Below are 26,163 nucleotides of genomic sequence, written 5' to 3'. Positions count from 1 at the left end.
GGCGGCGACCGCGACGGCAACCCCAACGTCACCCCCCAGGTGACCTGGGACGTCCTCATCCTCCAGCACGAGCACGGCATCAACGACGCCCTGGAGATGATCGACGAACTCCGCGGCTTCCTCTCCAACTCCATCCGCTACACGGGCGCCACCGAGGAACTCCTCGACTACCTGCGGGCCGACCTGGAACTCCTCCCCGAGATCAGCCCCCGCTACAAGCGCCTCAACGCCGAGGAGCCCTACCGCCTCAAGGCCACCTGCATCCGGCAGAAGCTGACCAACACCAAGCAGCGCCTGGCCACCGGTACCCCGCACGAGCCCGGCCGCGACTACCTCGGCACCGCGGAGCTCCTCGCCGACCTGCGCCTGATCCAGGCCTCCCTGCGCGAACACCGCGGCGGCCTGTTCGCCGACGGCCGCCTGGCCCGCACGATCCGTACCCTCGCCGCGTTCGGCCTCCAGCTCGCCACCATGGACGTCCGCGAGCACGCCGACGCCCACCATCACGCCCTCGGCCAGCTCTTCGACCGCCTCGGCGAGGAGTCCTGGCGCTACGCCGACATGCCCCGCGAGTACCGCGCCAAGCTCCTCGCCAAGGAACTCCGCTCGCGCAGGCCGCTGGCCCCCACCCCGGCGCCCGTCGACGCGGCCGGCGCCAAGACCCTCGGGGTCTTCGAGACGGTGAAGAAGGCCCTGGAGATCTTCGGCCCCGAGGTCGTCGAGTCGTACATCATCTCCATGTGCCAGGGTGCCGACGACGTCTTCGCCGCCGCCGTCCTCGCCCGTGAGGCCGGGCTGATCGACCTGCACGCCGGCTGGGCCAGGATCGGCATCGTGCCGCTCCTGGAGACCACCGACGAGCTCAAGGCCGCCGACACCATCCTGGAGGACATGCTCTCCGACCCGTCGTACCGCCGTCTGGTGGCACTGCGCGGAGACGTCCAGGAGGTCATGCTCGGCTACTCCGACTCCTCCAAGTTCGGCGGCATCACCACCTCCCAGTGGGAGATCCACCGCGCCCAGCGCCGGCTGCGCGACGTCGCCCACCGCTACGGCGTCCGGCTGCGCCTCTTCCACGGCCGCGGCGGCACCGTCGGCCGCGGCGGCGGCCCCTCGCACGACGCGATCCTCGCCCAGCCCTGGGGCACCCTGGAGGGCGAGATCAAGGTGACCGAGCAGGGCGAGGTCATCTCCGACAAGTACCTGATCCCCTCCCTCGCCCGGGAGAACCTGGAACTGACGGTCGCGGCCACCCTCCAGGCGTCCGCCCTGCACACCGCCCCCCGCCAGTCCGTGGAGGCCCTGGCCCGCTGGGACGCCGCCATGGACGTCGTCTCCGACGCCGCCCACGCGGCCTACCGGCGCCTGGTGGAGGACCCGGACCTGCCGACGTACTTCCTCGCGTCGACGCCGGTGGACCAGCTCGCCGACCTGCACCTGGGCTCCCGGCCCTCCCGCCGTCCCGGCTCCGGCGTCTCGCTCGACGGCCTGCGCGCCATCCCGTGGGTGTTCGGCTGGACCCAGTCCCGGCAGATCGTCCCCGGCTGGTTCGGCGTCGGCTCCGGCCTGAAGGCCCTGCGCGAGGCCGGTCTGGACACCGTCCTCGACGAGATGCACGAACAGTGGCACTTCTTCCGCAACTTCGTCTCCAACGTCGAGATGACCCTCGCCAAGACCGACCTGCGGATCGCCCAGCACTACGTCGACACCCTCGTCCCCGACGAGCTCAAGCACGTGTTCGACATGATCCGCGAAGAGCACGCGCTGACCGTCGCCGAGGTCCTGAAGATCACCGGTGAGGCCGAACTCCTCGACGCCACCCCGGTCCTCAAGCAGACCTTCACCATCCGCGACGCCTACCTGGACCCGATCTCCTACCTCCAGGTCACCCTGCTCAAGCGCCAGCGCGACGCGGTGGCCGCGGGAGAACCGGCCGACCCGCTCCTCGCCCGTGCCCTGCTCCTCACGGTCAACGGGGTGGCGGCGGGCCTGCGCAACACCGGCTGACGGCCCCCGAACACGTCGGTGCCCCCGGGGTCGTACCGCGACCCCGGGGGCACCGGTCGTCTCACTGCAACGCGGCGAACGCCGCCGTGAGCAGCGCGATCCCCGAACCCCCCAGCACCCACGCCACCCGCCGCAGCCGCAGCCCGCCGGCCACCACCACCGACGCCAGCAGCAGCGCACCGCCGAGCGGCACCCAGGCGTACAGGACCCCGGCCGGCCCCGACCGGACCACGTCCCCGGTGCCGGGCTTCACGATCACGTCGTACGCCCGCCCCTTGCGCACCCCGACCGACTTGTCGAGGACGACCGCGGCACGCGCCGACGCACCCGTCGACACCGGCGTGAACGGCCCCGTGCAGGTGTCCGCACCGCACGCCGTCACCGTGACCCTGCCCCGCTCCTTGCCCTTCGTCAGCATCACGTCCTGCGCGGTGCCCCAGGACCCCCACACCCCGGCGACCAGGATCAGCACGGCGACCGCGCCCATCGACACGACACGCAGCGCGTCGACCGGAGCCGTACGGGAAGAGGCGGCGGAGGCAGCAGGCATGGCCGGGATCATTGGCCATGTCCCTACGGCCGGTCAACTGCCCTGGGGGACAAGTCAGGAGTTGTACGAGCTTTGCGCCCGCTCCAGCCCCTCGGTGACCAGCGCCTCCACCGCGTCGGCGGCCCGGTCCACGAAGTAGTCCAGTTCCTTGCGCTCGGTCGAGGAGAAGTCCTTCAGCACGAAGTCGGCGACCTGCATACGGCCCGGAGGACGCCCGATCCCGAACCGCACCCGGTGGTAGTCCGCGCCCATCGCCTTCGTCATGGACTTCAGCCCGTTGTGCCCGTTGTCGCCGCCGCCCAGCTTGAGGCGGAGCACGCCGTAGTCGATGTCCAGCTCGTCGTGGATCGCGACGATGTTGGCGAGCGGCACCTTGTAGAAGTCGCGCAGCGCGTTGACCGGGCCGCCCGAGAGGTTCATGTACGACATCGGCTTGGCCAGGATCACCCGCCGGCTGCCCGGCCCCGGCGCTCCGATCCGCCCCTCCACGACCTGCGCCTGGGCCTTCCCGGCCCGCTTGAACTTCCCGCCGATCCGCCCGGCGAGCAGGTCCGCGACCATGAACCCGACGTTGTGCCGGTTCATCGCGTACTCGGGCCCTGGGTTACCGAGCCCGACGATCAGCCAGGGTGCGCCTGCGGGGGTGGTCACGTCCATGTCTCCTTGATACGCGCCAGCCGCCGCTCCCGGGGGAACGGCGGCTGACCGTTGCTTAACCGCTTGCCGCTTGCCGCTTACGCGGACCGCTTACCGCTGTGGGCAATCGTTCCGCAGGGCGTTGGGGGGCACCCCCGCGCGAGCGAAGCCGAGGGGGGAGGGTGGGCACAGCCACCAGCGCCCGGCGCCTGGTCAGCAGACGGCACCTGAACCGACGGCTCAGGCCTCGGCCGCTTCCTCGGCCTCGCCCTCGCCGGCCTGGGCCTCCTCCGCCTGCGCGGCCAGCACCTGCAGGACCACCGCGTCCTCCTCGACGGCCAGCGTCACACCGGACGGCAGGGTGATGTCCTTGGCGAGGACGGAGGCACCGGCCGCCAGGCCCTCGACGGAGACGGTGAGGGCCTCGGGGATGTGGGTGGCCTCGGCCTCGACCGGCAGCGCGTTGAGCACGTGCTCCAGCAGGTTGCCGCCCGGGGCCAGCTCGCCCTCGGTGTGCACCGGGATCTCGACCGTGACCTTCTCGCCGCGCTTGACCAGCTGCAGGTCGACGTGCTCCAGGAAACCCTTGATCGGGTCGCGCTGCACGGACTTCGGGATCGCCAGCTCGTTCGACTTGCCGTCGATGTCGAGGGAGATCAGGACGTTCGACGTACGCAGCGCGAGCAGCAGGTCGTGGCCCGGCAGGGTCAGGTGGATCGGGTCCGAACCGTGGCCGTACAGGACACCGGGGACCTTGCTGTCACGACGGATACGGCGCGCGGCACCCTTGCCGAACTCGGTGCGCGTCTGGGCGGTGATCTTCACCTCGGACATGGTGATCACTCCTCGTAGAGGTAGATGCGGACGTGGTCACCCGGCCACGAACGGCCTGCTACGAAGAGCGCGTCGATAACGGAGGCGTGGCCTCCCTCGCCGAGCAACTGGGGAAGTCTACTCGGCGCGAGAGGCCACGGGGAAATCGATCAGCGCCCGCCGGGCGCAGATGATCATGCAGAAGCGTTTTTACAGCTCACTGCTCGTCGAACAGGCTCGTCACCGAACCGTCCTCGAACACCTCGCGCACCGCACTCGCGATCGTCGGCGCGATCGACAGCACCGTGATCTTGTCCAGGTCCCGGCTCAGCTCACCCGGTGTCGGCAGCGTGTTCGTCAGCACGAACTCGCTCACCCGGGAGTTCTTCAGCCGGTCCGCCGCCGGACCCGACAGCACACCGTGCGTGGCCGTCACGATGACGTCCTCCGCGCCGTGCGCGAACAGTGCGTCCGCCGCCGCGCAGATCGTGCCACCCGTGTCGATCATGTCGTCGACCAGGACGCACACCCGGCCCTTGACCTCACCCACGACCTCGTGGACGGTCACCTGGTTCGCCACGTCCTTGTCGCGCCGCTTGTGCACGATGGCGAGGGGCGCGCCGAGCCGGTCGCACCACCGGTCCGCCACCCGCACCCGGCCGGCGTCCGGGGACACGATCGTCAGCTTGTCCTTGTCCACCTTCGTGCCCACGTAGTCCGCGAGCAGCGGAAGCGCGAACAGGTGGTCCACCGGGCCGTCGAAGAAGCCCTGGATCTGGTCCGTGTGCAGATCCACGGTCAGGATCCGGTCCGCACCCGCCGTCTTCATCAGGTCGGCGATCAGCCGCGCCGAGATCGGTTCACGACCCCGGTGCTTCTTGTCCTGCCGGGCGTAACCGTAGAACGGCACAATCACCGTGACGGACCGCGCCGACGCGCGCTTCAGCGCGTCGATCATGATCAACTGCTCCATGATCCACTGGTTGATCGGAGCCGTGTGGCTCTGGATCACGAAGCAGTCGGCACCACGCGCCGACTCCTGGTAACGCACGTAGATCTCGCCGTTCGCGAAGTCGAAGGCCTTCGTCGGGACGACCCCGACACCCAGCTGGTGGGCGACCTCCTCGGCAAGCTCGGGGTGGGCGCGGCCGGAGAAGAACATCATCTTCTTCTCGCCGGTCGTCTTGATCCCGGTCACAGCACTGTCTCCTCAGAGGTGTCTCAGCCGTACAGCTGGATCTTCCGCGCCCCGAGTGCCTGGCGCGGAAGGGCGAAACAGCTGGTTAGGTGCGGGTGTGCACTTATCACGGTACGACGTCTTCGGCGCACCTGTTTCCGGTCAGTCCTCGCTCGTGCCCCGCCGGGAAGCCGCCTCGGCGGCCTTCGCCGCCGAGCTCCCCGGACGCTTCCGGGCCACCCAACCCTCGATATTCCGCTGCTGACCGCGGGCCACGGCCAGCGAACCGGGCGGCACGTCCTTCGTGATCACGGACCCGGCAGCGGTGTACGCACCGTCCCCGATCGTGACAGGCGCCACAAACATGTTGTCCGAACCCGTCTTGCAGTGCGAGCCGACGGTGGTGTGGTGCTTGCTCTCACCGTCGTAGTTCACGAACACGCTCGCCGCGCCGATGTTCGAGTACTCGCCGATCGTCGCGTCGCCGACGTACGAGAGGTGCGGAACCTTCGTCCCCTCCCCGATCTTCGCGTTCTTCGTCTCCACGTAGGTGCCGATCTTGCCCTTGGCCCCGAGCCGGGTCCCCGGCCGCAGATAGGCATACGGTCCCACGCTCGCGTCCGCACCGATATGGGCGGAATCGGACACCGTGTTGCTCACCCGCGCCCCGGCGCCGACCCGGGTGTCCTTCAGCCGGCTGTTCGGCCCGACCTCGGCACCCTGTGCGAGGTGCGTGGAACCGAGCAGCTGCGTCCCCGGATGCACGACGGCGTCCTGTTCGAACGTCACGGTCACGTCCACCCAGGTCGTCGCCGGGTCCACGACCGTCACGCCGTCCAGCATCGCCCGTTCCAGCAGCCGGTCGTTGAGGATCCGCCGCGCCTCCGCCAGCTGCACCCGGTTGTTGATCCCGGCGATCTCCCGGTGGTCGTCCGCCACCGACGCCCCCACTCGGTGCCCGGCCTTCCGCAGGATCCCCAGCACATCGGTCAGGTACTCCTCACCCTGGCTGTTGTCCGTCCGCACCTTGCCCAGCGCGTCCGCCAGCAGCCGGCCGTCGAACGCGAACACCCCGGAGTTGATCTCCCGGATCGCCCGCTGCTCGTCGGAGGCGTCCTTGTGCTCCACGATGGCCGTCACGGCCCCGGAGGCGGCGTCGCGCACGATGCGGCCGTAACCGGTCGCGTCCGGCACCTCGGCCGTCAGCACGGTCACCGCGTTGCCGTCACCGTGGTGCGTCCCGGCGAGCCGCTTCAGCGTCCCACCGGTCAGCAGCGGGGTGTCCCCGCACACCACGACCACGGTCCCGTCGACCGCCCCGCCCAGCTCCTCCAGCGCCATCCGCACGGCGTGCCCGGTGCCGTTCTGCCGCTCCTGCACGGCGGTACGGACGCCGGCGTCGACCTCGCCGAGATGCGCGGCGACCTGCTCGCGCGCGTGCCCGACGACGACGACCAGGTTCTCGGGGTCCAACTCGCGGGAGGCGGCGAGCACATGACCCACCAGGGAACGGCCACAGAGGTCGTGCAGGACCTTGGGTGTGGCCGACTTCATACGGGTGCCCTCACCCGCTGCGAGAACGACGACGGCTGCCGGGCGAATGGCGCTCACGGAGTTGCCCTTCGGCTTTTTGGACGGGTGGGGGTGACATCCGCAGGATACCGGGGCGTTTCGTGGGGGACATGAGAGCGGGCCCTGACAGTGCTGTCAGGGCCCGAACCGAGCATGGCTCCCCCGCCAGGACTCGAACCCGGACAGATGGCACCAAAAGCCACAGTGCTGCCAATTACACCACGGGGGAACGTTATCGACAGAACCGGACATTTGGTCAGGTCGTCGAGTGGCGCCTCCTACTATGCCGTACCCGGCGCCTTCGATGCGACGGTACAAGTCGGCTCCCTGCCGGACCCCGTGGCGCAGCCGTCCGTCCCTGTGGATCACCGAGGTCCGAGTAGACGAAACTCACCGGAAAAGCCCACCCCCGCGCCCGTAGGCTGGAGGCATGACCACGACGGGGGCAGACCACGCCACGGCCTTGAGAGGGCCGTGGTGGTGGGCGCGGTGGCGTAGTGCGGTGCTGGACGTGGGGCTCGCGCTGGTGTCGGCGCTGGAGTGCGCCGCGGAGGGGATTCCGTTCGCGCGGGACGCGGGGATCCCGGTGTCGGCGGGGATCGTGTTCGGACTGCTGGCCGGTTCCGTACTGGTGCTGCGCCGGAAGTGGCCGATCGCCGTGGTGCTGGTCGCCATCGCGATCACGCCGGCCCAGATGGGCTTCCTGATGGGCATCGTCGGCCTGTACACGCTGGCCGCGGCGGAGCTGCCGCGGCGGATCATCGCGGCGCTGGCGGGGATGACGTTCCTGGGGACGCTGATCGTCACCTTCGTGCGGGTGCGGCAGAGCATGGCGCGGGGGGATCTGACGCTGGGGGACTGGTTCGTTCCGTTCGCGTCGCTGGCGACCTCGTTGGGGCTGACGGCTCCGCCGGTGCTGCTCGGGCTGTACGCCGGTGCGCGGCGGCGGTTGATGGAGAGCCTGCGGGAGCGGGCGGACAGTCTGGAGCTGGAGCTCCAGCTGCTCGCGGAGCGGGCCGAGGAGCGGGCCGAGTGGGCGCGGGGTGAGGAGCGGACGCGGATCGCGCGGGAGATGCACGACGTGGTGGCGCACCGGGTGTCGTTGATGGTGGTGCATGCGGCGGCGTTGCAGGCGGTGGCGCGGAAGGATCCGGAGAAGGCGGTGAAGAACGCGGCGCTGGTGGGGGACATGGGGCGTCAGGCGTTGACGGAGTTGCGGGAGATGCTGGGGGTGCTGCGTTCGGGGGAGGCGGCTCAGCGCCGTACGACTGCGGCCTCGGCGTCGGCGTCGGTCTCGGTCCCGTTGGCGGCGGTGGGGGTGGCGGCCGCGGCGGCGGCCTCGCGGGTGGCGGCCGAGGACGAGGGGCCGTGGCTCTCGGAGCTGGAGGTGCTGGTCGGTCAGTCGGCGGCGGCGGGGATGGTGGTGGACCTGTCCGTCGAGGGGGACGTGCGGTCCTATGCGGCGGTGATCGAGCAGACGGCGTTCCGGGTGGTGCAGGAGGCGCTGACGAACGTCCACAAGCACGCGGCGGGTGCGAAGACGCACGTGCGGCTGGCGCACCGGGTGGCGGAGATCGCGATGCAGGTCGAGAACGAGCCGCCACCGGAGCCGGCGTCGGCCGCTGCCGCGGGGCTGCCGTCGGGCGGGAACGGCCTGGTGGGCATGCGTGAACGGGTGCTCGGGCTGGGCGGGGTGTTCGTGTCGGGGCCGACGGACGCCGGGGGTTTCCGGGTGTCGGCGGTGATTCCGGCGGCCTGACCGGCAGCCCCTAGGACCGGGTCGTGAGGCGTTGGGGTTCGACGCCTGCGATGAGGGTGGTCAGGGCGTGGTCGATGTCGGGGCCGACGTACCAGTCGCCGGTGTGGTCGAGGGTGTAGATGCGGCCCTCGGCGTCGATGGCGAGCACGGAGTGGGTGTCGGTCTCCGCGCCGAGGGGGCAGACCTCGGTGTCGAGGGCGCGGCCGAGGTCGCCGAGGGTGCGGGCGAGGTGGAGGCCGTGCAGGGGGTCGAGGTGGAGGGTGGCGGGGGCGATCTGGCGGCCGCTGCCGGTGGGGCTGATGTGCAGGCCGCCGAACTCTGCCCACGCCTCCACCGCCGCGGGGAAGACGGCGTGCCGGTGTCCGGCGGGTGAGGCGTGGCCGCGCAGGGCGTCGGCCCAGACCTCGGCCTGCCTTATGTCCCAGCGTCCGGGCTGCCAGCCGGCGGCGCGCAGGGCTGCGTCGACGGGCACGGAGAAGCGCGTGGAGGAGGTGCGGTCGGCGTGCATCTGCCCTTCGATCGTCCTGGTCGGTGTGCGGGTGCGGGTGCGGGTGACGGGTGTGTGGCGTGTGGGTGTGTGGCGTGTGGGGGGTGTGCGTCAGGCGTCTGCGCTGGTGGGGTCGACGACGCGGACGCCGAAGTGGGCGGTGAGGGCGGCGCAGGCCCGGCAGGGGGCGGCGAAGCTGCCGTGCAGGGGGTCGCCATCCTCGCGTATCCGGCGGGCGGTGAGTTTGGCCTGCTTGAGGGATCTGCGGGCTTCGCCGTTGGTCATGGGTTTGCGGGCGGCGCGTTTGCTGCGGGCGCTGTCGGCGGCGCTGATGTGCCGGGAGATGAGGATGGCCTCGGCGCACCGGCCGGTGAAGCGGTCGCGCTGCCCGCTCGGGAGGGTGTCGAGGAACTCCTGGACCAGCGGGTGCAGCGGGGGCGGCTGGTCGCCGCGGGCGGCGGTGCCGGTGAGCGTGGCGCCGCGGACGGAGAGGGCGGCCGCGACGGTGGGCAGGATGCCGTCGCGGCGGTGCTGGAGGGTGGGCACGGGAGGTATGTCGCTGCTGCTCCAGCCGATGCGGGGGTCGCCGTCGGTGGCGCCGCGAGCGGCGCCGGACATGGCGGTGTGTGGTCCCGTCTGTGTGGTGTTCATGATCGTCTTCCCCTCCCGGGCATCCCCCCGAAAGTCACAGACTGCCAAATCCTGTGGCGGGTGCGGTAGCTGGGGCGGTGCGACACGCCCGGGTTTGGGCAGGCTGTCACGGCGGGGTGACGGCTGGTCACGGAACCGGAGGGCCGGTGACCGGGGTTCGTGTACCGCATAGGCTGTCGGCAACCGCGATGGGCGCGGTCGACGCGTCTGGGACGTGGAAGAGACAGCCGGATACGGGCCGTGCCGCGCCGCAGGGGCGTGATGCCGGTTCGTACAGAGTGCCGCAGGGGGCAACCGTCATGACGACAGGTCGGCTCGGGCTGGGGGCACCGCCCAGCCGCCAGGCTGGGGGACAGGCCGCGCCGCCGAACGCGGCCTATGCCGGGCAGGTCGTGCATTTCCCGGATCCGGTTCGGGCGGCACGTCACCCGAGAGGGGTACGGATCGACGAGCGTGGTTACCCCGACTTCTCGCCCTACGCGCGCGCGGCGGCGGAGATCGCCGACCCGCCGGAGGGGTTCGGCGTCGACGAGTTGCGGCTGACGGACTTCGTGTCCGCGAACGCGGTGCTGGCGGCTTCGGGTCATGAACTGTGGGACACGGTGCCCGCGGTGGCGACGCCGCACGGCTGGACGTGGCACCACGTGGCCGGGTCGCGGCGGCTGGAGCTGGTCCCGGTCGAGGTGAAGGCGTTGCTGCGGCACCACGGCGGGGTGGCGACGGCTCGGGTGGACCACGACAAGCGGGGGACGCGCCCTTTGCAGGAGACGCGGCCGGCGCACTTCGGGCTGCCGAAGTCGGGTGTGGCGGTGTCGGAGTCGCAGGTGCAGGGGGTCGAGGAGGACCTCGGGTACCGCTTGCCGGTTGCGTACCGATCGTTCCTGAAGGCGGCGGGCGGCTGCGCGCCGGTGGGCACGGCCCTGGACGCGGGCCTCGGACTGCTGGTGGACCAGCCCTTCTTCACGGTCCGGGACGAGGCGGCGGTGAACGACCTCGTGTACGTCAACAAGTGCCTGCGCGACCATCTCACCAAGGACTACCTGGGCGTCGGCTTCGTGCAGGGCGGTCTGCTGGCGGTCAAGGTCAAGGGCGACCGGCTGGGTTCGGTGTGGTTCTGCGCGTACGACGACGCGCGCGACGTGGACCCGGGGTGGCCGCCGGCGGAGCGGGTGGAGCGTCTGCTGCTGCCGTGCGGTGAGGACTTCGACGTGTTCCTGTCGCGACTGGCGGGATCCCCGCCGGAGTTGGAGACGGTGGCCAACCTGATGGTCGACGGTGGTTTCGCGCGTGCCGTGCCGGTGTCCTCGCCCGGCTCGGGGGAGTGAGGTCCGGCATGGTGACGTTCGCGCAGGCGCAGGAGCGCGCGGAAGAGTGGATCAACGGTGACGTCCCGGCGTACCAGCACCGTGAGGTGCGGGTACGGGAGTTCGGTCTCGGGTTCGTGGTGTGGGGCGAGGACCGCGCGGAGGGCCCGCGGTCGGACGCCGGCGGGCAGCGGCTGGTCATCGCCCGTGACAGCGGTGAGGCCACGCTGTGGCCCGCGCTGCCGGTGGGTGAGGTGATCCGCCGGTACGAGGAGGAGTACGGCCGTGAGGCGGAGGTCGCCGACGCGGTGCCGGCGCCCGCGGCCCGGGTGGACCTGAACCAGACGTCGTTCCTGTTGAGTCCGCCGGAGTGGCTCCAGGAGGCGGCGGACAAGCTGGGTATTCCGGACCGGCGGACGGGGAGTGACGAGGCGTCGGCTGGTGCTGGTGCTGGTGCTGGTGCTGGTGCCGTGTCCGGCCCCGGCTCCGGCTCCGGTGGGCTCGCCGAGACGCATGCCGGGGTGCCGGCGGCTTCCGGCGGGGCCGGTGGTGCTTCTTGGCTGGGCGCGGGCGCGGGCGCCGGAGTCGGGGCTGGGGCGCCTGGCGCGCCGGGGGTGCCGGGCGCGGCAGCCGGAGCGACTCCCTGGGCCGGCACCGACACCAACGCCGATGCCGGTGAGGACCGTTCCGTCCCGTTGCCCGCGACGGTGTTCGCGCCGCCGCTGAGCGATGCCGACGGCGGTGCCCTGGGAGAGGCCGAGACGGCGCTGATGGCGGGGGGCAGTCAGCTGCCGCGCACGGCGGTGTCTCCGGCGCTCGACGAGGCGAAGGCGTCGGGTGGCCCGGGCGGGCCGGGTGCGCAGGGTGGTGCGCCGCAGGGCAGCACGCCCCCGCCGCCTCCGCAGGACGCCCCGTCGTACGGCTACCCGCAGGGGCCGGCGGCTCCCGGCACGCCCCCGCCGGGTGCGCCGGGCCGTCCGCAGGCGCCCGCGACGCCGCCCGCGCCCTCTTACGGCTACCCGCAGGCGCCGGACGCCCCCGGCTACGGCTATCCGCAGGCGCCGGCCGGCGCTCCGGGCACGCCCCAGCCCCCGGCGGGTCCGGCGGGCCCGGCCGCTCCGGGTCGGCCTCTCCCGCCGAACGCCAGTGACATTGCGGACGCCGCCACGAGCAGGGCCGCGCCTCCTCCGCGCCGGGCGCGTGGCGGGGCGGGTGCGCCGCCTCCGCCGCCGGGAGTACCCGGTGCTCCGGGCGCTCCGGGTGCCCCGGGTGCCCATCCCGGTGGTGCGCCCCAGCCGCCCGCGGGTGGCTATGCGCCGACGCAGATGGTGTCGGCGCCCGGGCCCAGGGGGCCGCAGGGACCGCCGCAGGTGCCGGGCGCGCAGACCCCGCCGGGTGCCCCCGACTCGCCCGGTGCGCCGGGGGCTCCGGGTGGCCCGCCGCAGGGCGATGTGCACCGCGCGGCCACGATGCTGGCCGACCCGAGCGGGAGGGGTGGGGGCGCGCAACAGCCTCCGGGCGCCCCTGGCGCACCTTTCGCCCCCGGCGCACCGCAGCCTCCGGCCGCCCCTGGCGTGCCCCCAGCGCCTCCCGCGCAGGGCCCTGACGGTGGTGCGGGCGGGGCGGCGGCTGCGGTCCACCACGCGGAGACGGTGCTTTCCGCGCCTCCAGTGGGTGCTCCGCCCGCCCCCGGTACGCCCCCGGGCGCCCCGCAGATGCCGCCGCCGATGCCGGCCGGTGCGATGCCGCCGCCCGCCCGGCCCGCTCCCGGCCCGCCCGTGCCGGGGCAGCAGCCCCCGGCGTACGGCTACCCGCAGCAGGGGCAGCCGACGGTGGGGCCCGGCTACCAGGCGGTGCTGCGCTACCGGGCGCAGGACGGCTCGGAGCAGCAGCTGATCCGGCGTTCGGCGCCGGGCACGCCGCATCCGGAGTGGCAGATCTTCCACGAACTGCGGGCCATGAACGTGCCGCCGGACCAGGTGCTGGAGCTGCACACGGAGCTGGAGTCCTGCGAGCTGCCGGGTGCGTACTGTGCGCGGATGATCCGGGAGCAGTGGCCGCAGGCGCGGCTGGCGAGCATCGCGCCGTACGGGACGGATCACGCGAGCCGGCAGCAGGGGATGCGTCAGTTGCTGGCGCACCAGGGCGAGTTGCACCAGGTGGCGGCCGGTCCCGCGCGCCCCGCGCCGGTGCGGGCGCCGTTGCCGCAGGTGCAGGCGGCGCCGCCGATCCCGCCGGAGGCGATCGGGCAGGAGCTGGCGGCGGCGTTCGGTCCCGGCGTGTTCCGGTTCGAGCAGGCGGCGGTGTCGCGCCAGGGCGTGCCGCCTATCGTGGCGCACACCCTGGTGGCGGCCGGGCTGCCGCTGGACATGGGGCCGTTCTTCTGGGCGCAGGCGCAGCCGGGCCGGCCGGTGCCGACGCTGGCGGAGCTGGCGCAGGAGCGCGGCCTGCAGCCGGCGCCGGACGCGGCGTCGTACCTCGTCATGGGGACCGACTTCGGCAAGGCGGTCTGCGTGCAGTACGGCACCGCGAACATCGTGGCCGTGCCCGTCGAGGCGGGGCCGGGCGGGGCGTCCGTGCCGCCGCAGTTCGTGAACACGGGCCTGCCGGAGTTCGCCCGCTGCCTGGCGCTGCTGGGCCGGATGTGGCGGCTCAGGTTCGGCCTGAACCAGGAGCAGGCGGGCCGCTGGACCGTCGACTTCCAGGCCCAGCTGGCCTCCCTGGACCCGGCGGCGCTCGGCTCGCCGGAGAGCTGGTGGTCGGTGCTGCTGGAGCAGATGTGGGACGGCCTCCTGTAGCGCGGTGACAGGAGGGCCGTACGGGGGCCGGTCGGGTCGATGACCCGACCGGCCCCCGTACCCGTTGCTCCGCAACCGCCCCGCGCGCGTGCGCGTCGCCCGCCCCGCGCGGGCACGTCGGGCGGCACTTGCGGAAACGGGCTGCCTGCCCTCCCCGTCGGCCTCGGCACCGGTCGCCGACCCGCCTGCCGAACTGGCGTGTCCCTCCGCGGAACGCCGGGGTGCGACCGTGCCGACACCGTGCTGACCCGCTGCCGAAGGGCGCGCGGCTGAGCTCTCACGCCCCCTGATGCGCTTCCCTCTTCCCGGTACAGCGTGCGGTGTTTCCAGCGCGGCATGCGGAGTGTCGCGTTATGAACACTTACGTCCGATCCATCAAGATATCCGCGAAATCACATTTCGTGCGGGTCCGGCGGAGAGGGGTTCCAGGTGAGCAGCGCATCGATGCCGCCGTACGAGTTCGTGACCGTCCGGGGGCGTGGCTACCGCCCCGACCAGGTCGACATGTTCCTGGTGGAGCTCTGTGAGGACCGGGACGCGGCGTGGGAGCGTGCCGCGCGGCTCACCGTGCTCGCCAAGGAGATGGAGGCGGAGGCCGAGCAGCTGCGCGCCGTGGTCGAGCAGCTCCCTCCGCAGACGTACGAGGCGCTCGGGGACCGCGCGCACCGGATCTTCCGGCTCGTGGTGGAGGAGGCGAAGACCCTGCGCGAGAGCGCCCTGCGCGAGCTGACGGAGGGCGTCGCGGAGGCCGCGGCGCGCGCCGACAGCGAGTGCAGCGCGGTGCGGGAGCAGGCCGACGCGCTCCGCGCGGACACCGAGGAACGCGCCCGCCAGCTGCTCCTCGCCGCGAACGCCGAGGCGGACGACATCCGCATCGGCGCCCGCCTCGAGGTCAAGGAGCAGCGGGGCGAGGCCCTCTCCGCCCTGCGCGAGATGCGGCAGCGCACCACCGGGATGCTCGCCGACCAGGCCAAGGAGCACGCCGAACGGTGGGCCGAGGAGGAGCGCGAGGAGGCCGCGCGCGCCGCCGCGGTCGACGCGCACAACGCCGAACGCATCGCGCAGGCCGAGGCGGCCCTGGCGGAGGCGGAGCAGGCCCTGGAGGAGGCCGGGGAGTCGGCGCGCCGGTCCGAGGAGGAGGCGGAAGAGCGTGCCCGCGAGATCCTCGCGGACGCCAAGGCCCGCGAGGAGCGCATCGCGCGGGAGACCGAGCGGGTGCTGCGCGAGCACGGCGAGACCTGGGACGACGTGCAGGCGCACATGGACCACATGCGGGACAGCCTCATGACCCTGACGGGGCGCGCGGCGGCGGAGTAGCGGCTCGCCGCCCCGTTTCCCCCTGCTGCATGCCGCGACCGCGTCGGCAGCGGCTTCACCCGCACGACGAGCCCTGTGCGCGCGTCGGCGTCCGCGGTGCCTGTGCGTGCCTGCGCCGAAGCGGCGACCCGGGCGGGCCGGGTGGCCTGGGCGGGCCGGGTGGCCCGGGAGTCACTCCCTGAGGACCGGGAAGCGTCGCGGTGCCGTCGACAGGAGCACCAGGAACGCCAGGGCGGCCGCGCACGCCGCCCCGAAGTACACCGCGTGGACCGCGTCCGCGATGGCGTGCCGGGTGGACTCGGGGGCCGTTCCGTCGTCCAGCGCGCGGGTGACGGAGTCGAGGTCGCCCGCGCCGCCCAGCCGGGCGGCCAGCACCCCGTTGGCGACCGCGCCGAACACCGACGCCCCGATCGTCTGGCCGGTCTGCCGGCAGAACAGCACCGACGCGGTCGTCGTGCCCCGCTCCTCCCAGCCCACCGTCGACTGCACGCCCACGATCAGGGGCAGCTGGAACAGGCCCAGCGCGGCGCCGAGCAGGAGCATGAGCAGCGTCGGCTGCCAGGCCGAGCCCGGGTAGGGCAGGAACGGGAACGCGAACAGGATCAGTGCGGCCGCGCCGATGCCGAGCAGCGCGGTGTCGCGGAAGCCGATCCGCCGGTACACGTGCTGGCTGAGGGCGGCCGAGATCGGCCAGCTCAGCGTCCACACCGACAGCACGAACCCGGCGGCCACCGGCGCGAGCCCGAGCACCGACTGCGCGTACGTCGGCAGGAAGACCGTCGGCGCCACCATCAGCAGGCCCAGCGCGCCGAGCGCGAGGTTGACGGCCGCGATCGTGCGGCGCCGCCACACCCATCCCGGGATGATCGGCTCGGCCGCCCGGCGCTCGATCCACACCACGAGCCCCACCAGCGCGAGCCCGGTGGTGAACAGCGCGCACGACGGCGCGGACCACCACGCCCACGCCACCCCGCCCTGTACGAGCGCCGTCAGCAGCACGCCTCCGCACGCGAAGACCGCGAGCGCGCCGGCCCAGTCCACCCGCGGGGGCGTGCGCGGCGCGCGCTCGGGCTCGTGAAGGTGACGCGCTATCAGCCAGAGCGCCGCCGCGCCGATCGGCAGGTTGATCAGGAAGATCCACCGCCAGTCCGCGTAGGCGGCCAGCACCCCGCCGAGGCCCGGCCCCGCGACCGCCGACACCGCCCACACCGTGGACAGCTTCGACTGGATCTTCGGGCGGTCCTCGAGCGGGTAGAGGTCGGCCGCGAGGGTCTGCACGGTGCCCTGGAGTGCTCCGCCGCCGAGGCCCTGCACGATCCGGAAGGCGATCAGCGCGGCCATGTTCCAGGCGGCCGCGCACAGCAGTGACCCCAGCAGGAAGACCGCGGCGCCCGCGACCAGCACCGGCTTGCGGCCGAAGGTGTCGGAGAGCTTGCCGTACACCGGCAGCGTCACGGTGACGGCGAGCAGGTAGCCGGAGAAGAGCCAGGAGAAGACCGAGAAGCCGCCGAGGTCGCCGACGATCTGGGGTACGGCGGTGGAGACGACGGTGGAGTCGAGCGCCGCCAGTGCCATGGCGAGCATCAGGGCGGCCACCACGGCTCCCCGCCGGCCCGTCCCGGCCTCGCGCCCCGCCGCGCGTATCGCGGGCTTCGTGTTCTCCACGCCGGATCCCCTCCCCGTGCCGCCACCATGTATCTATGTCGCGCGCAACAGCTTCCCATCCGCCCCGGCGCGGTGGGAGTCCGCGTCCACCTGGTGGGAACGCGCGGGAGAGCGCCTCCGCTTGACCCTCACGCGGCGAGAGGGTGGACGCTTTCCGGGCCGGTGGGTGGAGACCGACCCCGAGAAGGACTCCACCCGGCGGTGGACTTCCCCTAGGGGCTTCTCCGTACCAGGGCTCGGGGAGGGTTCGTACCGCCGGAGGACGAGAGGGCACCCCGTCCGTCCTTAACCTGGCTTTACGCCGCCGGGGGGCGGTTGACCGAACCGGCGGGGGTGGGGTTTTCCCCCGGGCAAGAGGGGGCTTCGCACCAGCGCGGAGCGCCCCCGCCGACCGCGAGACTCATCGTCGTACCGAAACGCTGCACAGCAAGGCGCGGCACCACGCTGCCCATTGGCTGACCGACTTAGGAGACATACCGTGACATCGGCTGTGACCATTCCCAGGCACGGGGGTACTGGAGGGCGTACGGCCGTTGCCGCGCGGGCGCGGCAGGTCGTCAAGGCGTACGGGGCCGGGGAGACCCGGGTCGTCGCTCTGGACCACGTCGACGTGGACATCATGCGGGGGCAGTTCACCGCGATCATGGGCCCCTCGGGCTCCGGGAAGTCCACCCTGATGCACTGCCTCGCCGGACTCGACACCGTGACCAGCGGTCAGATCTACCTCGACGAGACCGAGATCACCGGCCTGAAGGACAAGAAGCTCACCCAGCTGCGCCGGGACCGGATCGGGTTCATCTTCCAGGCGTTCAACCTGCTGCCGACGCTCAACGCGCTGGAGAACATCACGCTCCCCATGGACATCGCCGGCCGCAGGCCCGACAAGGAGTGGCTGCGGCGCGTGGTCGACACCGTGGGGCTCGCGGACCGGCTCAAGCACCGCCCCACCCAGCTCTCGGGAGGCCAGCAGCAGCGCGTGGCCGTGGCGCGCGCCCTCGCCGCCCGCCCCGAGATCATCTTCGGTGACGAGCCGACCGGAAACCTCGACTCCCGCGCGGGCGCGGAGGTCCTCGGCTTCCTGCGCAGCTCCGTCGACGACCTGGGCCAGACGATCGTGATGGTCACGCACGACCCGGTCGCCGCCTCCTACGCGGACCGCGTGCTCTACCTCGCCGACGGCCGGATCGTCGACGAGATGTTCAAGCCGACCGCGGAGACCGTCCTGGACCGCATGAAGGACTTCGACGCGCGGGGGCGTACGTCATGACCGTCCTGAAGACCTCGATGCGCAACTTCTTCGCGCACAAGGGGCGCATGGCCCTGTCGGCGGTCGCCGTCCTGCTGTCGGTGGCGTTCGTGTGCGGCACGCTGGTGTTCACCGACACCATGAACACGACGTTCGACAAGCTGTTCGCGGCGACCTCGTCCGATGTGACGGTCAGCGCCAAGGGCGCCTCCGACACCGGGCAGACCACCTCCGACAACGGCAGGCCGCCGGTCCTGCCGGCCGCGGTGGTCGGCAGGGTCCGCGCGGCGAACGGCGTCAAGGCGGCGGAGGGCACGGTCTTCTCGACGTCCGTGACCGTCGTGGACGCCAAGAAGGACAGCCTGTCGCCGTCCAGCGGCGCGCCGACCATCGTCGGCAGCTGGAACGGCAACGACGCCCGCACCATGAAGATCACCTCCGGTACGGCGCCGAAGAACTCCGGCCAGGTCATGGTCGACGCCGACACCGCCGACAAGCACCACCTGAAGATGGGTGACGAGATCGGCGTGATCAGCGCGGTCGGCACGCACACCGCGAAGATCTCCGGCATCGCCGACTTCACCGTCACCAACCCCGGTGCCGCGATCTTCTACCTGGACACGGAGACCGCCCAGCGGACCCTCGTCGGGCAGACCGGCGTCTTCACGAACATCAACGTGACGGCCGCCCCGGGTGTGACGGACGCGCAGCTGAAGAAGAACGTCGTCGGCGCACTCGGCACCGCCTACAAGGTGCAGACCGCCAAGGAGACCGCCGACGCCAACCAGAAGGACGTCGAGAGCTTCCTGGACGTCATGAAGTACGCGATGCTCGGCTTCGCCGGGATCGCCTTCCTGGTCGGCATCTTCCTGATCATCAACACCTTCTCGATGCTGGTCGCCCAGCGCACCCGCGAGATCGGCCTGATGCGGGCCATCGGCGCCGGCCGCCGCCAGGTCAACCGGTCCGTGCTCGTCGAGGCCCTGCTGCTCGGCGTGGTCGGCTCGGTCCTGGGCGTCGGCGCGGGCGTCGGCATCGCCGTCGGCCTGATGAAGCTCATGGGCTCCATGGGCATGCACCTGTCGACCAGTGACCTCACGGTCGCCTGGACGACCCCGGTGCTCGGCCTGATCCTCGGCGTCGTCGTCACCGTCCTCGCCGCCTACCTCCCCGCGCGCCGCGCCGGCAAGGTCTCCCCGATGGCCGCGCTGCGCGACGCGGGCGCCCCCGCAGACGCCCGGGCGGGCCGCATACGCGCCCTGGTCGGCCTCGTGCTGACCGGCGCCGGCGGCTACGGCCTCTACCTGGCCTCGGCCACCGACCAGGCCAAGCAAGGCTCGGCCTGGCTCGGCCTCGGCATCGTCCTCTCCCTCATCGGCTTCGTCGTCATCGGTCCGCTGCTCGCGGGCGGTGTCGTACGGGTCCTGGGCGCCGTCCTGCTGCGGATGTTCGGCCCGGTCGGCCGCATGGCCGAGCGGAACGCGCTGCGCAACCCGCGCCGCACCGGCGCCACCGGCGCCGCCCTGATGATCGGACTGGCGCTGGTCGCCTGCCTCTCGGTGGTCGGCTCCTCCATGGTCGCCTCGGCCTCCGACCAGCTCGACAAGACCGTCGGCACGGACTTCATCATCCAGTCCGACAGCGGTCAGCGGATCACCCCGCAGGCGGTCAAGGCCGTCAAGGACGTACCGGGACTCGCGAGGGTCACCGAGTACCGCACCACCACGGCCGACTACACCACGCCCGACGGCAAGACGCTCAAGGACACCGACATCACGGCGGCCGACCCGACGTACGCGACCGACCTGCGCACCAAGACCGTCGCCGGCGACCTCAAGGACGCCTACCGGCCCGACTCGATGTCCGTGCACGACAAGTTCGCCAAGGCACACGACATCCACCTCGGCTCGAAGATCGCCGTGAAGTTCAAGGACGGCCGCACGGCCCACCTGACGGTCCGGGCGATCACCAGCAGCGACGGCCTGATCGACGCCGGCTCCAAGTACACGAACATCACCACGCTCGCCAAGTACGTGCCGGCGGCCAAGATGCCCCTCGACGAGCTGGTCTTCGCCACCGCCAAGGACGGGCAGCAGGACGCCGCGTACACGTCGCTCAAGACCGCGCTGCACGACTACCCGCAGTACACCGTGCGCGACCAGACCGACTACAAGAAGGCGCTCAAGGACCAGATCGGCCAGCTGCTGAACCTGATCTACGGCCTGCTCGCCCTCGCGATCATCGTCGCGGTCCTCGGTGTCGTGAACACCCTGGCCCTGTCGGTCGTCGAACGCACCCGCGAGATCGGCCTCATGCGGGCCATCGGCCTCTCCCGCCGCCAGCTGCGCCGCATGATCCGCATGGAGTCCGTGGTGATCGCCCTCTTCGGCGCCCTGCTGGGCCTCGGCCTGGGCATGGGCTGGGGCGCCACGGCCCAGAAGCTGCTCGCCCTCCAGGGCCTCAAGGTCCTGGAGATCCCCTGGCCGACGATCATCGGGGTCTTCATCGGCTCGGCCTTCGTGGGCCTGTTCGCCGCCCTGATCCCGGCGTTCCGCGCGGGCCGCATGAACGTCCTCAACGCGATCGCGACGGACTGACCGCGACCGCCCGACAGACCACCGCATACGGGGGTTGCGGGGGAACGCCCGGCGCCGGGAGTCTTGGGGGACTCTCCGGCGCCGGGCACGTCTTTGTCCTTCGAGTCCGGTTTTTCGGGTCACCGAGCCGGGTGGTGGGTGGGCATAGGCTTCGGGGGTCCAGGGGGCGGAGCCCCCTGGGACGGTCACCGGAGCGCACGGGCGCCTCACCGGGCGACGGAGGTTATCCACAGCCCCGGCACCCGCGCCCGCGTAGTCGTACGCTGGAGACCCCCCGGTCGCAGCCCGCGCCGGGTACTTCGTGTTGCCCACCCCCCGACGAAAGCCGCCCTCAATGAGCCTGCACGGTCTGCTCGACGCCGTCGTCAAGGACCCCGCCCTCGCGGAAGCGATCAAGGCGGCCGCGGACGGCAACCGCATGCACGTCGACCTGGTCGGCCCCCCCGCGGCCCGCCCCCTCGCGGTCGCCGCCCTGGCCCGCGAGGCCGGCCGCCCCGTCCTCGCCGTCACCGCCACCGGCCGCGAGGCCGAGGACCTGGCGTCGGCGCTGCGTACCCTGCTGCCCTCCGAGGGCGTCGCGGAGTACCCCTCCTGGGAGACGCTCCCGCACGAGCGCCTCAGCCCCCGCAGCGACACCGTCGGCCGCCGCCTCGCGGTCCTGCGCCGCCTCGCCCACCCCAGCGTCGACGACCCCGAGACCGGCCCGGTCTCCGTCGTCGTCGCGCCCGTACGCTCCGTGCTCCAGCCGCAGGTCAAGGGCCTCGGCGACCTGGAGCCGGTGGCGCTGCGGACCGGGCAGAGCGCCGACCTGAACGAGATCGTGGAAGCCCTCGCGGCCGCCGCCTACGCGCGCGTGGAGCTCGTCGAGAAGCGCGGCGAGTTCGCCGTCCGCGGCGGCATCCTGGACGTCTTCCCGCCCACCGAGGAACACCCGCTGCGCGTCGAGTTCTGGGGCGACGACGTCGAGGAGATCCGCTACTTCAAGGTCGCCGACCAGCGCTCCCTGGAGGTCGCCGAGCACGGCCTGTGGGCACCGCCCTGCCGCGAACTGCTGCTCACCGAGGACGTGCGCGCACGCGCGCGTGCCCTCGCCGAGGCGCACCCGGAGCTCGGCGAGCTGCTGAACAAGATCGCCGAGGGCATCGCGGTCGAGGGCATGGAGTCCCTCGCCCCCGTCCTGGTCGACGACATGGAGCTGCTGCTCGACGTGCTGCCCAAGGGCGCGATGGCCGTCGTCTGCGACCCGGAGCGGGTGCGCACGCGCGCCGCCGACCTGGTGGCCACGAGCCAAGAGTTCCTGCAGGCCTCCTGGGCGGCCACCGCGGGCGGCGGCGAGGCGCCCATCGACGTCGGCGCGGCCTCCCTGTGGTCGATCGCGGACGTCCGCGACCGCGCCCGCGAGCTGGACATGATGTGGTGGTCGGTGTCGCAGTTCGCCGCGGACGAGGAGCTGTCCGCCGACACCCTCAAGCTCGGCATGCACGCCCCGGAGACCTACCGCGGCGACACCGCGAAGGCCCTCGCCGACACCAAGGGCTGGCTCGCCGACGGCTGGCGCACCGTCTTCGTGACCGAGGGCCACGGCCCCGCCTCCCGCACGGTCGAGGTGCTCGGCGGCGAGGGCATCGCCGCCCGCCTCGACGTCGACCTGGGCGAGCTGAGCCCCTCGGTCGTGCACGTGTCGTGCGGCTCGATCGACTACGGCTTCGTCGACCCGGTGCTCCGGCTCGCCGTCCTCACCGAGACCGACCTGTCCGGCCAGAAGGCGGCCGGCAAGGACGGCGCGCGGATGCCGGCCCGCCGCCGCAAGACCATCGACCCGCTCACCCTGGAGTCGGGCGACTACATCGTGCACGAGCAGCACGGCGTCGGCCGCTACATCGAGATGGTGCAGCGCACCGTCCAGGGCGCCACCCGCGAGTACCTGGTCGTGGAGTACGCCCCCGCCAAGCGCGGCCAGCCCGGCGACCGGCTGTACATCCCGACCGACCAGCTGGAGCAGATCACCAAGTACGTCGGCGGCGAGGCCCCCACCCTGCACCGGCTCGGCGGCGCGGACTGGACGAAGACCAAGGCGCGCGCCAAGAAGGCCGTCAAGGAGATCGCCGCCGACCTGATCAAGCTGTACAGCGCGCGCATGGCCGCCCCCGGCCACGCGTTCGGCACCGACACGCCGTGGCAGCGCGAGCTGGAGGACGCGTTCCCGTACGCGGAGACCCCCGACCAGCTGACCACCATCGCCGAGGTCAAGGACGACATGGAGAAGTCGGTCCCGATGGACCGACTGATCTGCGGCGACGTCGGCTACGGCAAGACCGAGATCGCCGTCCGCGCGGCCTTCAAGGCGGTCCAGGACGGCAAGCAGGTCGCCGTCCTCGTCCCCACCACCCTGCTGGTGCAGCAGCACTTCGGCACGTTCTCCGAGCGGTACTCGCAGTTCCCGGTGAGCGTGAAGGCGCTCTCCCGGTTCCAGACCGACACCGAGGCGAAGTCGACCCTGGAGGGCCTCCGGGAGGGCGCGGTGGACGTCGTCATCGGCACCCACCGGCTGTTCTCCTCGGAGACCAAGTTCAAGGACCTGGGCCTGGTCGTCGTCGACGAGGAGCAGCGCTTCGGCGTCGAGCACAAGGAGCAGCTGAAGAAGCTCCGCGCCAACGTCGACGTGCTCACCATGTCGGCCACGCCCATTCCCCGCACCCTGGAGATGGCGGTCACCGGCATCCGCGAGATGTCCACGATCACCACGCCCCCGGAGGAGCGCCACCCGGTGCTCACCTTCGTCGGGCCGTACGAGGAGAAGCAGATCGGCGCCGCCATCCGCCGCGAACTGCTGCGCGAGGGCCAGGTCTTCTACATCCACAACCGGGTCGAGTCGATCGACCGCGCGGCGGCCAGACTCCGTGAGATCGTCCCCGAGGCCCGCATCGCGACGGCCCACGGCCAGATGTCCGAGTCGGCCCTCGAACAGGTCGTCGTCGACTTCTGGGAGAAGAAGTTCGACGTCCTCGTCTCGACCACGATCGTCGAGTCCGGCATCGACATCTCCAACGCCAACACGCTCATCGTCGAACGCGGCGACACCTTCGGCCTCTCCCAGCTGCACCAGCTGCGCGGCCGCGTCGGCCGTGGCCGCGAGCGCGGGTACGCGTACTTCCTGTACCCGCCGGAGAAGCCGCTGACCGAGACCGCCCACGAGCGCCTCGCGACCATCGCCCAGCACACCGAGATGGGCGCCGGCATGTACGTCGCGATGAAGGACCTGGAGATCCGCGGCGCCGGCAACCTGCTCGGCGGCGAGCAGTCCGGGCACATCGCGGGCGTCGGCTTCGACCTGTACGTCCGCATGGTCGGCGAGGCCGTCGCGGACTACCGGCGGCAGCTGGAGACCGGGGAGCCCTCGGCGGGAGGATGGGAGGAGCCGCCGCTGGAGGTCAAGATCGAGCTGCCCGTCGACGCGCACGTCCCGCACGACTACGCGCCCGGCGAGCGGCTGCGCCTCCAGGCGTACCGTTCCATCGCCTCCGCCAACTCCGAGGACGACATCAGAGCGGTCCGCGAGGAACTCACCGACCGCTACGGCAAGTTGCCCGAGCCGGTGGAGAACCTGCTACTGGTCGCCGGGCTGCGGATGCTCGCGCGCGCGTGCGGGGTCGGCGAGATCGTCCTCCAGGGCACCAACATCCGGTTCGCGCCGGTGGAGTTGCGCGAGTCGCAGGAGCTGCGCGTCAAGCGCCTGTACCCCGGGACCGTCATCAAGCCGGCCGTCCACCAGCTGCTGGTGCCCCGCCCCAAGACCGCGAAGGTGGGCGGCAAGCCGCTGGTCGGCCGGGAACTGCTGAGCTGGGTCGGGGAGTTCCTGGCGTCGATCCTGGGGTCGTAACGGGGCGTGCGCGCACGACAAGGTGTCAGGCGCGCCATCGGGGGCATTCGTTGGCGGCGGGGGCGAGCGGGCGCGAAGACGTACGGCCCGAGCTTCGTCCCGGCCGCCGACCGGCTGCCGGCAAGGACGAGTCGCGGGTATGCGTCGTTTACGCCCCGTCTGGGATGAACCGTGCGGCAGTTGCCGTGGGACCAGCGGAGATCCGCCCGTGCGGAGGCGGACCGGGGTACGGAAGAGGGGGCGCACGTGACGCGTCTGAGGGGCGGGGCGGTCATGGCCGTCGTCATGGTCTTCGCCGTGGCCGGCTGCAAGGACATTGCTCCACCTGAGGGCAGTGGATCAACCGGTTCTGCCGTCTCGACCACCGGTGACGGCCGGGCCGTGAACCCGCTGGACAATCCGGACGGCACGAAACCGGGGCTCGGGGCGATCACCTCCACCGCCGACAGGGCGAAGGCGCGGTCGCTGATCGAAAAGGTGGCGACGAAGGGACGCGGGCCCAAGACGGGCTATGAGAGGGACAAGTTCGGCTACGCCTGGATGGACTCTGCTCCAGGCGGCATACCCTTTGCTCACAACGGCTGCGACTCGAGAAACGATCTTCTGAAACGCGATGGTGAGAAGGTCCGTTTCCGGGCCGGATCCGACTGTGTCGTCGCCTCCATGACGCTGCACGATCCGTACACGGGCAAGACCATCGAGTGGACCAAGTCACACGCCACGACGGTGCAGATAGACCACGTCATGCCACTGTCGTACGACTGGCAGATGGGCGCGGCCCGTTGGACGAAGGACAAGCGGGAGGACATCGCCAACGACCCGCTCAACCTGATTCCCGTGGACGGCCCCGCCAACGGCGCCAAGAGCGACTCGGGGCCCGCCAGCTGGCTGCCCCCCGACAAGCAGATCCGCTGCTCCTACGCGGTGCGCTTCGCCCAGGTGTCGTTGAAGTACGACCTTCCGGTGACGGCCGCGGACAAGCGGACGATGCTGACGCAGTGCGGCGGCTGACCCGGCCGACGCGGTCGGCGTCAACCCCGGGCCGAGGGAGCCGTGGGGCTCGTGGAGGGCCATTCCAGGACGGTCAGCTCAGGCCATTGTCCGAGCCACCGCGCCGCCTTGGCCTCGTAGACGGACCGCGGCGCGAGCACCGGGTTCGGCCGGACGACGAGGTTGAACACGTCCGACAGCCCATGCGGCGCGTACACACGCCACTTGTTGTCCGCCTCGGCACGCACTCCCAGACAGCACGTGGTCGAGGCAAAGCTGTCGATCGCCGCCTCGGTGGACTCGTACGGAGGACACGCCACCCCGAACCTGTCCTCGTACCAGAGGTGCACCCGGGCCTCGTTCCGGATCTCGACCTCTACGGGCAGACCGGAGAAGACCTCCCGTCCTGTCTTGATCACAGCGTCCTCCGCCTCCCAGGACACATCGCCGGCGTCGAAGTAGAAGACGTCGTAGTCCTTGATACCCCTGGTCGGCGGCCTGCCCGTGACCACGTTCCATACGGTCTGGAACAGGCACCCGGCCGTCACGTACCACCCGGGCAGACCCAACGTCGCCGTGCGCGCCAGTACCTCCGTCAACACCTCGTTCCGGGACAACGTCTCACGCAGGCACTCAAGTTGCTCGTCAAGGGGGAGGCGGCCGATCACGAACCCTGCCTACCACAACATGGTCCGCGGCACCTGCGGCTGGTTG

General features: G+C 71.8%; 18 protein-coding genes and 1 tRNA gene. 9 read left to right on the top strand and 10 right to left on the bottom strand.

Going from position 1 to position 26,163, the window contains the following annotated elements; all coding sequences use genetic code 11:
- On the top strand, nucleotides 1–2,007 hold a 2,007-nt coding region (locus JF597_RS33755), incomplete at its 5' end, for a phosphoenolpyruvate carboxylase (protein ID WP_294004072.1).
- A 61-nt stretch (nucleotides 2,008–2,068) separates the two neighbouring features.
- On the opposite strand, the gene JF597_RS33750 is transcribed toward JF597_RS33755, so the two are convergent.
- The 6 genes from JF597_RS33750 to JF597_RS33725 all read right to left on the bottom strand — a co-directional run bounded on the left by JF597_RS33750 (nucleotide 2,069) and on the right by JF597_RS33725 (nucleotide 6,984).
- Nucleotides 2,069–2,569 carry a hypothetical protein gene (locus JF597_RS33750; RefSeq protein WP_294004069.1) on the bottom strand — a complete coding sequence of 167 codons (501 nt, stop codon included), beginning with the start codon at nucleotides 2,567–2,569 and terminating at the stop codon, nucleotides 2,069–2,071.
- A gap of 42 nt (nucleotides 2,570–2,611) precedes the next feature.
- Nucleotides 2,612–3,214, bottom strand: a complete 603-nt coding sequence (pth, locus tag JF597_RS33745) for an aminoacyl-tRNA hydrolase (protein WP_294004066.1) — start codon at nucleotides 3,212–3,214, stop codon at nucleotides 2,612–2,614.
- Nucleotides 3,215–3,433: 219 nt separating this feature from the next.
- Nucleotides 3,434–4,027 carry a 50S ribosomal protein L25/general stress protein Ctc gene (locus tag JF597_RS33740; protein ID WP_294004064.1) on the bottom strand — a complete coding sequence of 198 codons (594 nt, stop codon included), beginning with the start codon at nucleotides 4,025–4,027 and terminating at the stop codon, nucleotides 3,434–3,436.
- A 196-nt stretch (nucleotides 4,028–4,223) separates the two neighbouring features.
- Nucleotides 4,224–5,204 carry a ribose-phosphate diphosphokinase gene (locus JF597_RS33735; protein WP_294004061.1) on the bottom strand — a complete coding sequence of 327 codons (981 nt, stop codon included), beginning with the start codon at nucleotides 5,202–5,204 and terminating at the stop codon, nucleotides 4,224–4,226.
- 141 nt (nucleotides 5,205–5,345) lie between these two features.
- Nucleotides 5,346–6,794, bottom strand: a complete 1,449-nt coding sequence (gene glmU / locus JF597_RS33730; RefSeq protein ID WP_294004058.1) for a bifunctional UDP-N-acetylglucosamine diphosphorylase/glucosamine-1-phosphate N-acetyltransferase GlmU — start codon at nucleotides 6,792–6,794, stop codon at nucleotides 5,346–5,348.
- Between the two features lie 115 nt (nucleotides 6,795–6,909).
- A tRNA-Gln gene (locus JF597_RS33725) sits at nucleotides 6,910–6,984 on the bottom strand.
- A 201-nt stretch (nucleotides 6,985–7,185) separates the two neighbouring features.
- Between JF597_RS33725 and JF597_RS33720 the strand changes: the two genes are divergently transcribed.
- Nucleotides 7,186–8,514 (top strand): histidine kinase, encoded by a 1,329-nt coding sequence (locus tag JF597_RS33720; protein ID WP_294004056.1) that lies wholly within the window; start codon nucleotides 7,186–7,188, stop codon nucleotides 8,512–8,514.
- A gap of 10 nt (nucleotides 8,515–8,524) precedes the next feature.
- On the opposite strand, the gene JF597_RS33715 is transcribed toward JF597_RS33720, so the two are convergent.
- Both JF597_RS33715 and JF597_RS33710 read right to left on the bottom strand, forming a co-directional pair.
- The gene (locus JF597_RS33715; RefSeq protein WP_294004053.1) at nucleotides 8,525–9,022 is read right to left on the bottom strand and encodes an SUKH-3 domain-containing protein; all 498 of its coding nucleotides are present in this window, start codon (nucleotides 9,020–9,022) and stop codon (nucleotides 8,525–8,527) included.
- 90 nt (nucleotides 9,023–9,112) lie between these two features.
- Entirely contained in the window at nucleotides 9,113–9,619 is a 507-nt protein-coding gene (locus JF597_RS33710) for a YwqJ-related putative deaminase (RefSeq protein ID WP_294004083.1), read from the bottom strand.
- Nucleotides 9,620–9,951: 332 nt separating this feature from the next.
- Here JF597_RS33710 and JF597_RS33705 point away from each other — a divergent pair, with 332 nt between their 5' ends.
- The 3 genes from JF597_RS33705 (at nucleotide 9,952) to JF597_RS33695 (ending at nucleotide 15,071) form a co-directional block, all read left to right on the top strand.
- Nucleotides 9,952–10,977: an SMI1/KNR4 family protein gene (locus JF597_RS33705; protein ID WP_294004050.1), complete on the top strand. Its 1,026-nt coding sequence runs from the start codon at nucleotides 9,952–9,954 to the stop codon at nucleotides 10,975–10,977.
- An 8-nt stretch (nucleotides 10,978–10,985) separates the two neighbouring features.
- Nucleotides 10,986–13,754 carry an SUKH-4 family immunity protein gene (locus tag JF597_RS33700; RefSeq protein WP_294004047.1) on the top strand — a complete coding sequence of 923 codons (2,769 nt, stop codon included), beginning with the start codon at nucleotides 10,986–10,988 and terminating at the stop codon, nucleotides 13,752–13,754.
- Nucleotides 13,755–14,198: 444 nt separating this feature from the next.
- Nucleotides 14,199–15,071: a cellulose-binding protein gene (locus JF597_RS33695; RefSeq protein ID WP_294004080.1), complete on the top strand. Its 873-nt coding sequence runs from the start codon at nucleotides 14,199–14,201 to the stop codon at nucleotides 15,069–15,071.
- A gap of 171 nt (nucleotides 15,072–15,242) precedes the next feature.
- Here the strand turns inward: JF597_RS33695 and JF597_RS33690 are convergent, their stop codons facing one another.
- On the bottom strand, nucleotides 15,243–16,736 hold the full coding sequence (locus JF597_RS33690; protein ID WP_294004044.1) for an MFS transporter: 1,494 nt from the start codon (nucleotides 16,734–16,736) through the stop codon (nucleotides 15,243–15,245).
- Nucleotides 16,737–17,214: 478 nt separating this feature from the next.
- On the opposite strand from JF597_RS33690, the gene JF597_RS33685 reads away from it, so the two are divergent.
- The 4 genes from JF597_RS33685 to JF597_RS33670 all read left to right on the top strand — a co-directional run bounded on the left by JF597_RS33685 (nucleotide 17,215) and on the right by JF597_RS33670 (nucleotide 25,470).
- Nucleotides 17,215–18,003, top strand: coding sequence for an ABC transporter ATP-binding protein (locus tag JF597_RS33685; protein ID WP_294004041.1), 789 nt, complete (start codon nucleotides 17,215–17,217; stop codon nucleotides 18,001–18,003).
- On the top strand, nucleotides 18,000–20,579 hold the full coding sequence (locus JF597_RS33680; protein ID WP_294004038.1) for an ABC transporter permease: 2,580 nt from the start codon (nucleotides 18,000–18,002) through the stop codon (nucleotides 20,577–20,579). Before JF597_RS33685 ends, JF597_RS33680 begins: the two co-directional genes overlap by 4 nt.
- Nucleotides 20,580–20,913: 334 nt before the next feature.
- Nucleotides 20,914–24,459 (top strand): transcription-repair coupling factor, encoded by a 3,546-nt coding sequence (gene mfd, locus JF597_RS33675; RefSeq protein ID WP_294004035.1) that lies wholly within the window; start codon nucleotides 20,914–20,916, stop codon nucleotides 24,457–24,459.
- Nucleotides 24,460–24,732: 273 nt separating this feature from the next.
- The gene (locus tag JF597_RS33670; protein ID WP_294004078.1) at nucleotides 24,733–25,470 is read left to right on the top strand and encodes an HNH endonuclease family protein; all 738 of its coding nucleotides are present in this window, start codon (nucleotides 24,733–24,735) and stop codon (nucleotides 25,468–25,470) included.
- Between the two features lie 20 nt (nucleotides 25,471–25,490).
- Here JF597_RS33670 and JF597_RS33665 read toward each other — a convergent pair whose 3' ends face one another.
- Nucleotides 25,491–26,117: a nucleotidyltransferase family protein gene (locus JF597_RS33665; RefSeq protein ID WP_294004032.1), complete on the bottom strand. Its 627-nt coding sequence runs from the start codon at nucleotides 26,115–26,117 to the stop codon at nucleotides 25,491–25,493.
- Nucleotides 26,118–26,163 lie beyond the last annotated feature (46 nt).

Source organism: Streptomyces sp., assembly GCF_019510245.1.
Classification (GTDB): Bacteria; Actinomycetota; Actinomycetes; order Streptomycetales; family Streptomycetaceae; genus Streptomyces.
The sequence above is the reverse complement of the archived record's forward strand: the minus strand, read 5'-3'. Positions and strand labels throughout refer to the sequence as shown.

Excerpts from the sequence above, each read along its gene's own strand:
- JF597_RS33750 (WP_294004069.1), bottom strand. The coding sequence starts at position 2,569 with ATGATCCCGGCCATGCCTGCTGCCTCCGCCGCCTCTTCCCGTACGGCT.
- pth (WP_294004066.1), bottom strand. The coding sequence starts at position 3,214 with ATGGACGTGACCACCCCCGCAGGCGCACCCTGGCTGATCGTCGGGCTC.
- JF597_RS33740 (WP_294004064.1), bottom strand. The coding sequence starts at position 4,027 with ATGTCCGAGGTGAAGATCACCGCCCAGACGCGCACCGAGTTCGGCAAG.
- JF597_RS33720 (WP_294004056.1), top strand. The coding sequence starts at position 7,186 with ATGACCACGACGGGGGCAGACCACGCCACGGCCTTGAGAGGGCCGTGG.
- JF597_RS33715 (WP_294004053.1), bottom strand. The coding sequence starts at position 9,022 with ATGCACGCCGACCGCACCTCCTCCACGCGCTTCTCCGTGCCCGTCGAC.
- JF597_RS33710 (WP_294004083.1), bottom strand. The coding sequence starts at position 9,619 with ATGTCCGGCGCCGCTCGCGGCGCCACCGACGGCGACCCCCGCATCGGC.
- JF597_RS33705 (WP_294004050.1), top strand. The coding sequence starts at position 9,952 with ATGACGACAGGTCGGCTCGGGCTGGGGGCACCGCCCAGCCGCCAGGCT.
- JF597_RS33700 (WP_294004047.1), top strand. The coding sequence starts at position 10,986 with ATGGTGACGTTCGCGCAGGCGCAGGAGCGCGCGGAAGAGTGGATCAAC.
- JF597_RS33695 (WP_294004080.1), top strand. The coding sequence starts at position 14,199 with ATGCCGCCGTACGAGTTCGTGACCGTCCGGGGGCGTGGCTACCGCCCC.
- JF597_RS33680 (WP_294004038.1), top strand. The coding sequence starts at position 18,000 with ATGACCGTCCTGAAGACCTCGATGCGCAACTTCTTCGCGCACAAGGGG.
- mfd (WP_294004035.1), top strand. The coding sequence starts at position 20,914 with ATGAGCCTGCACGGTCTGCTCGACGCCGTCGTCAAGGACCCCGCCCTC.
- JF597_RS33670 (WP_294004078.1), top strand. The coding sequence starts at position 24,733 with ATGGCCGTCGTCATGGTCTTCGCCGTGGCCGGCTGCAAGGACATTGCT.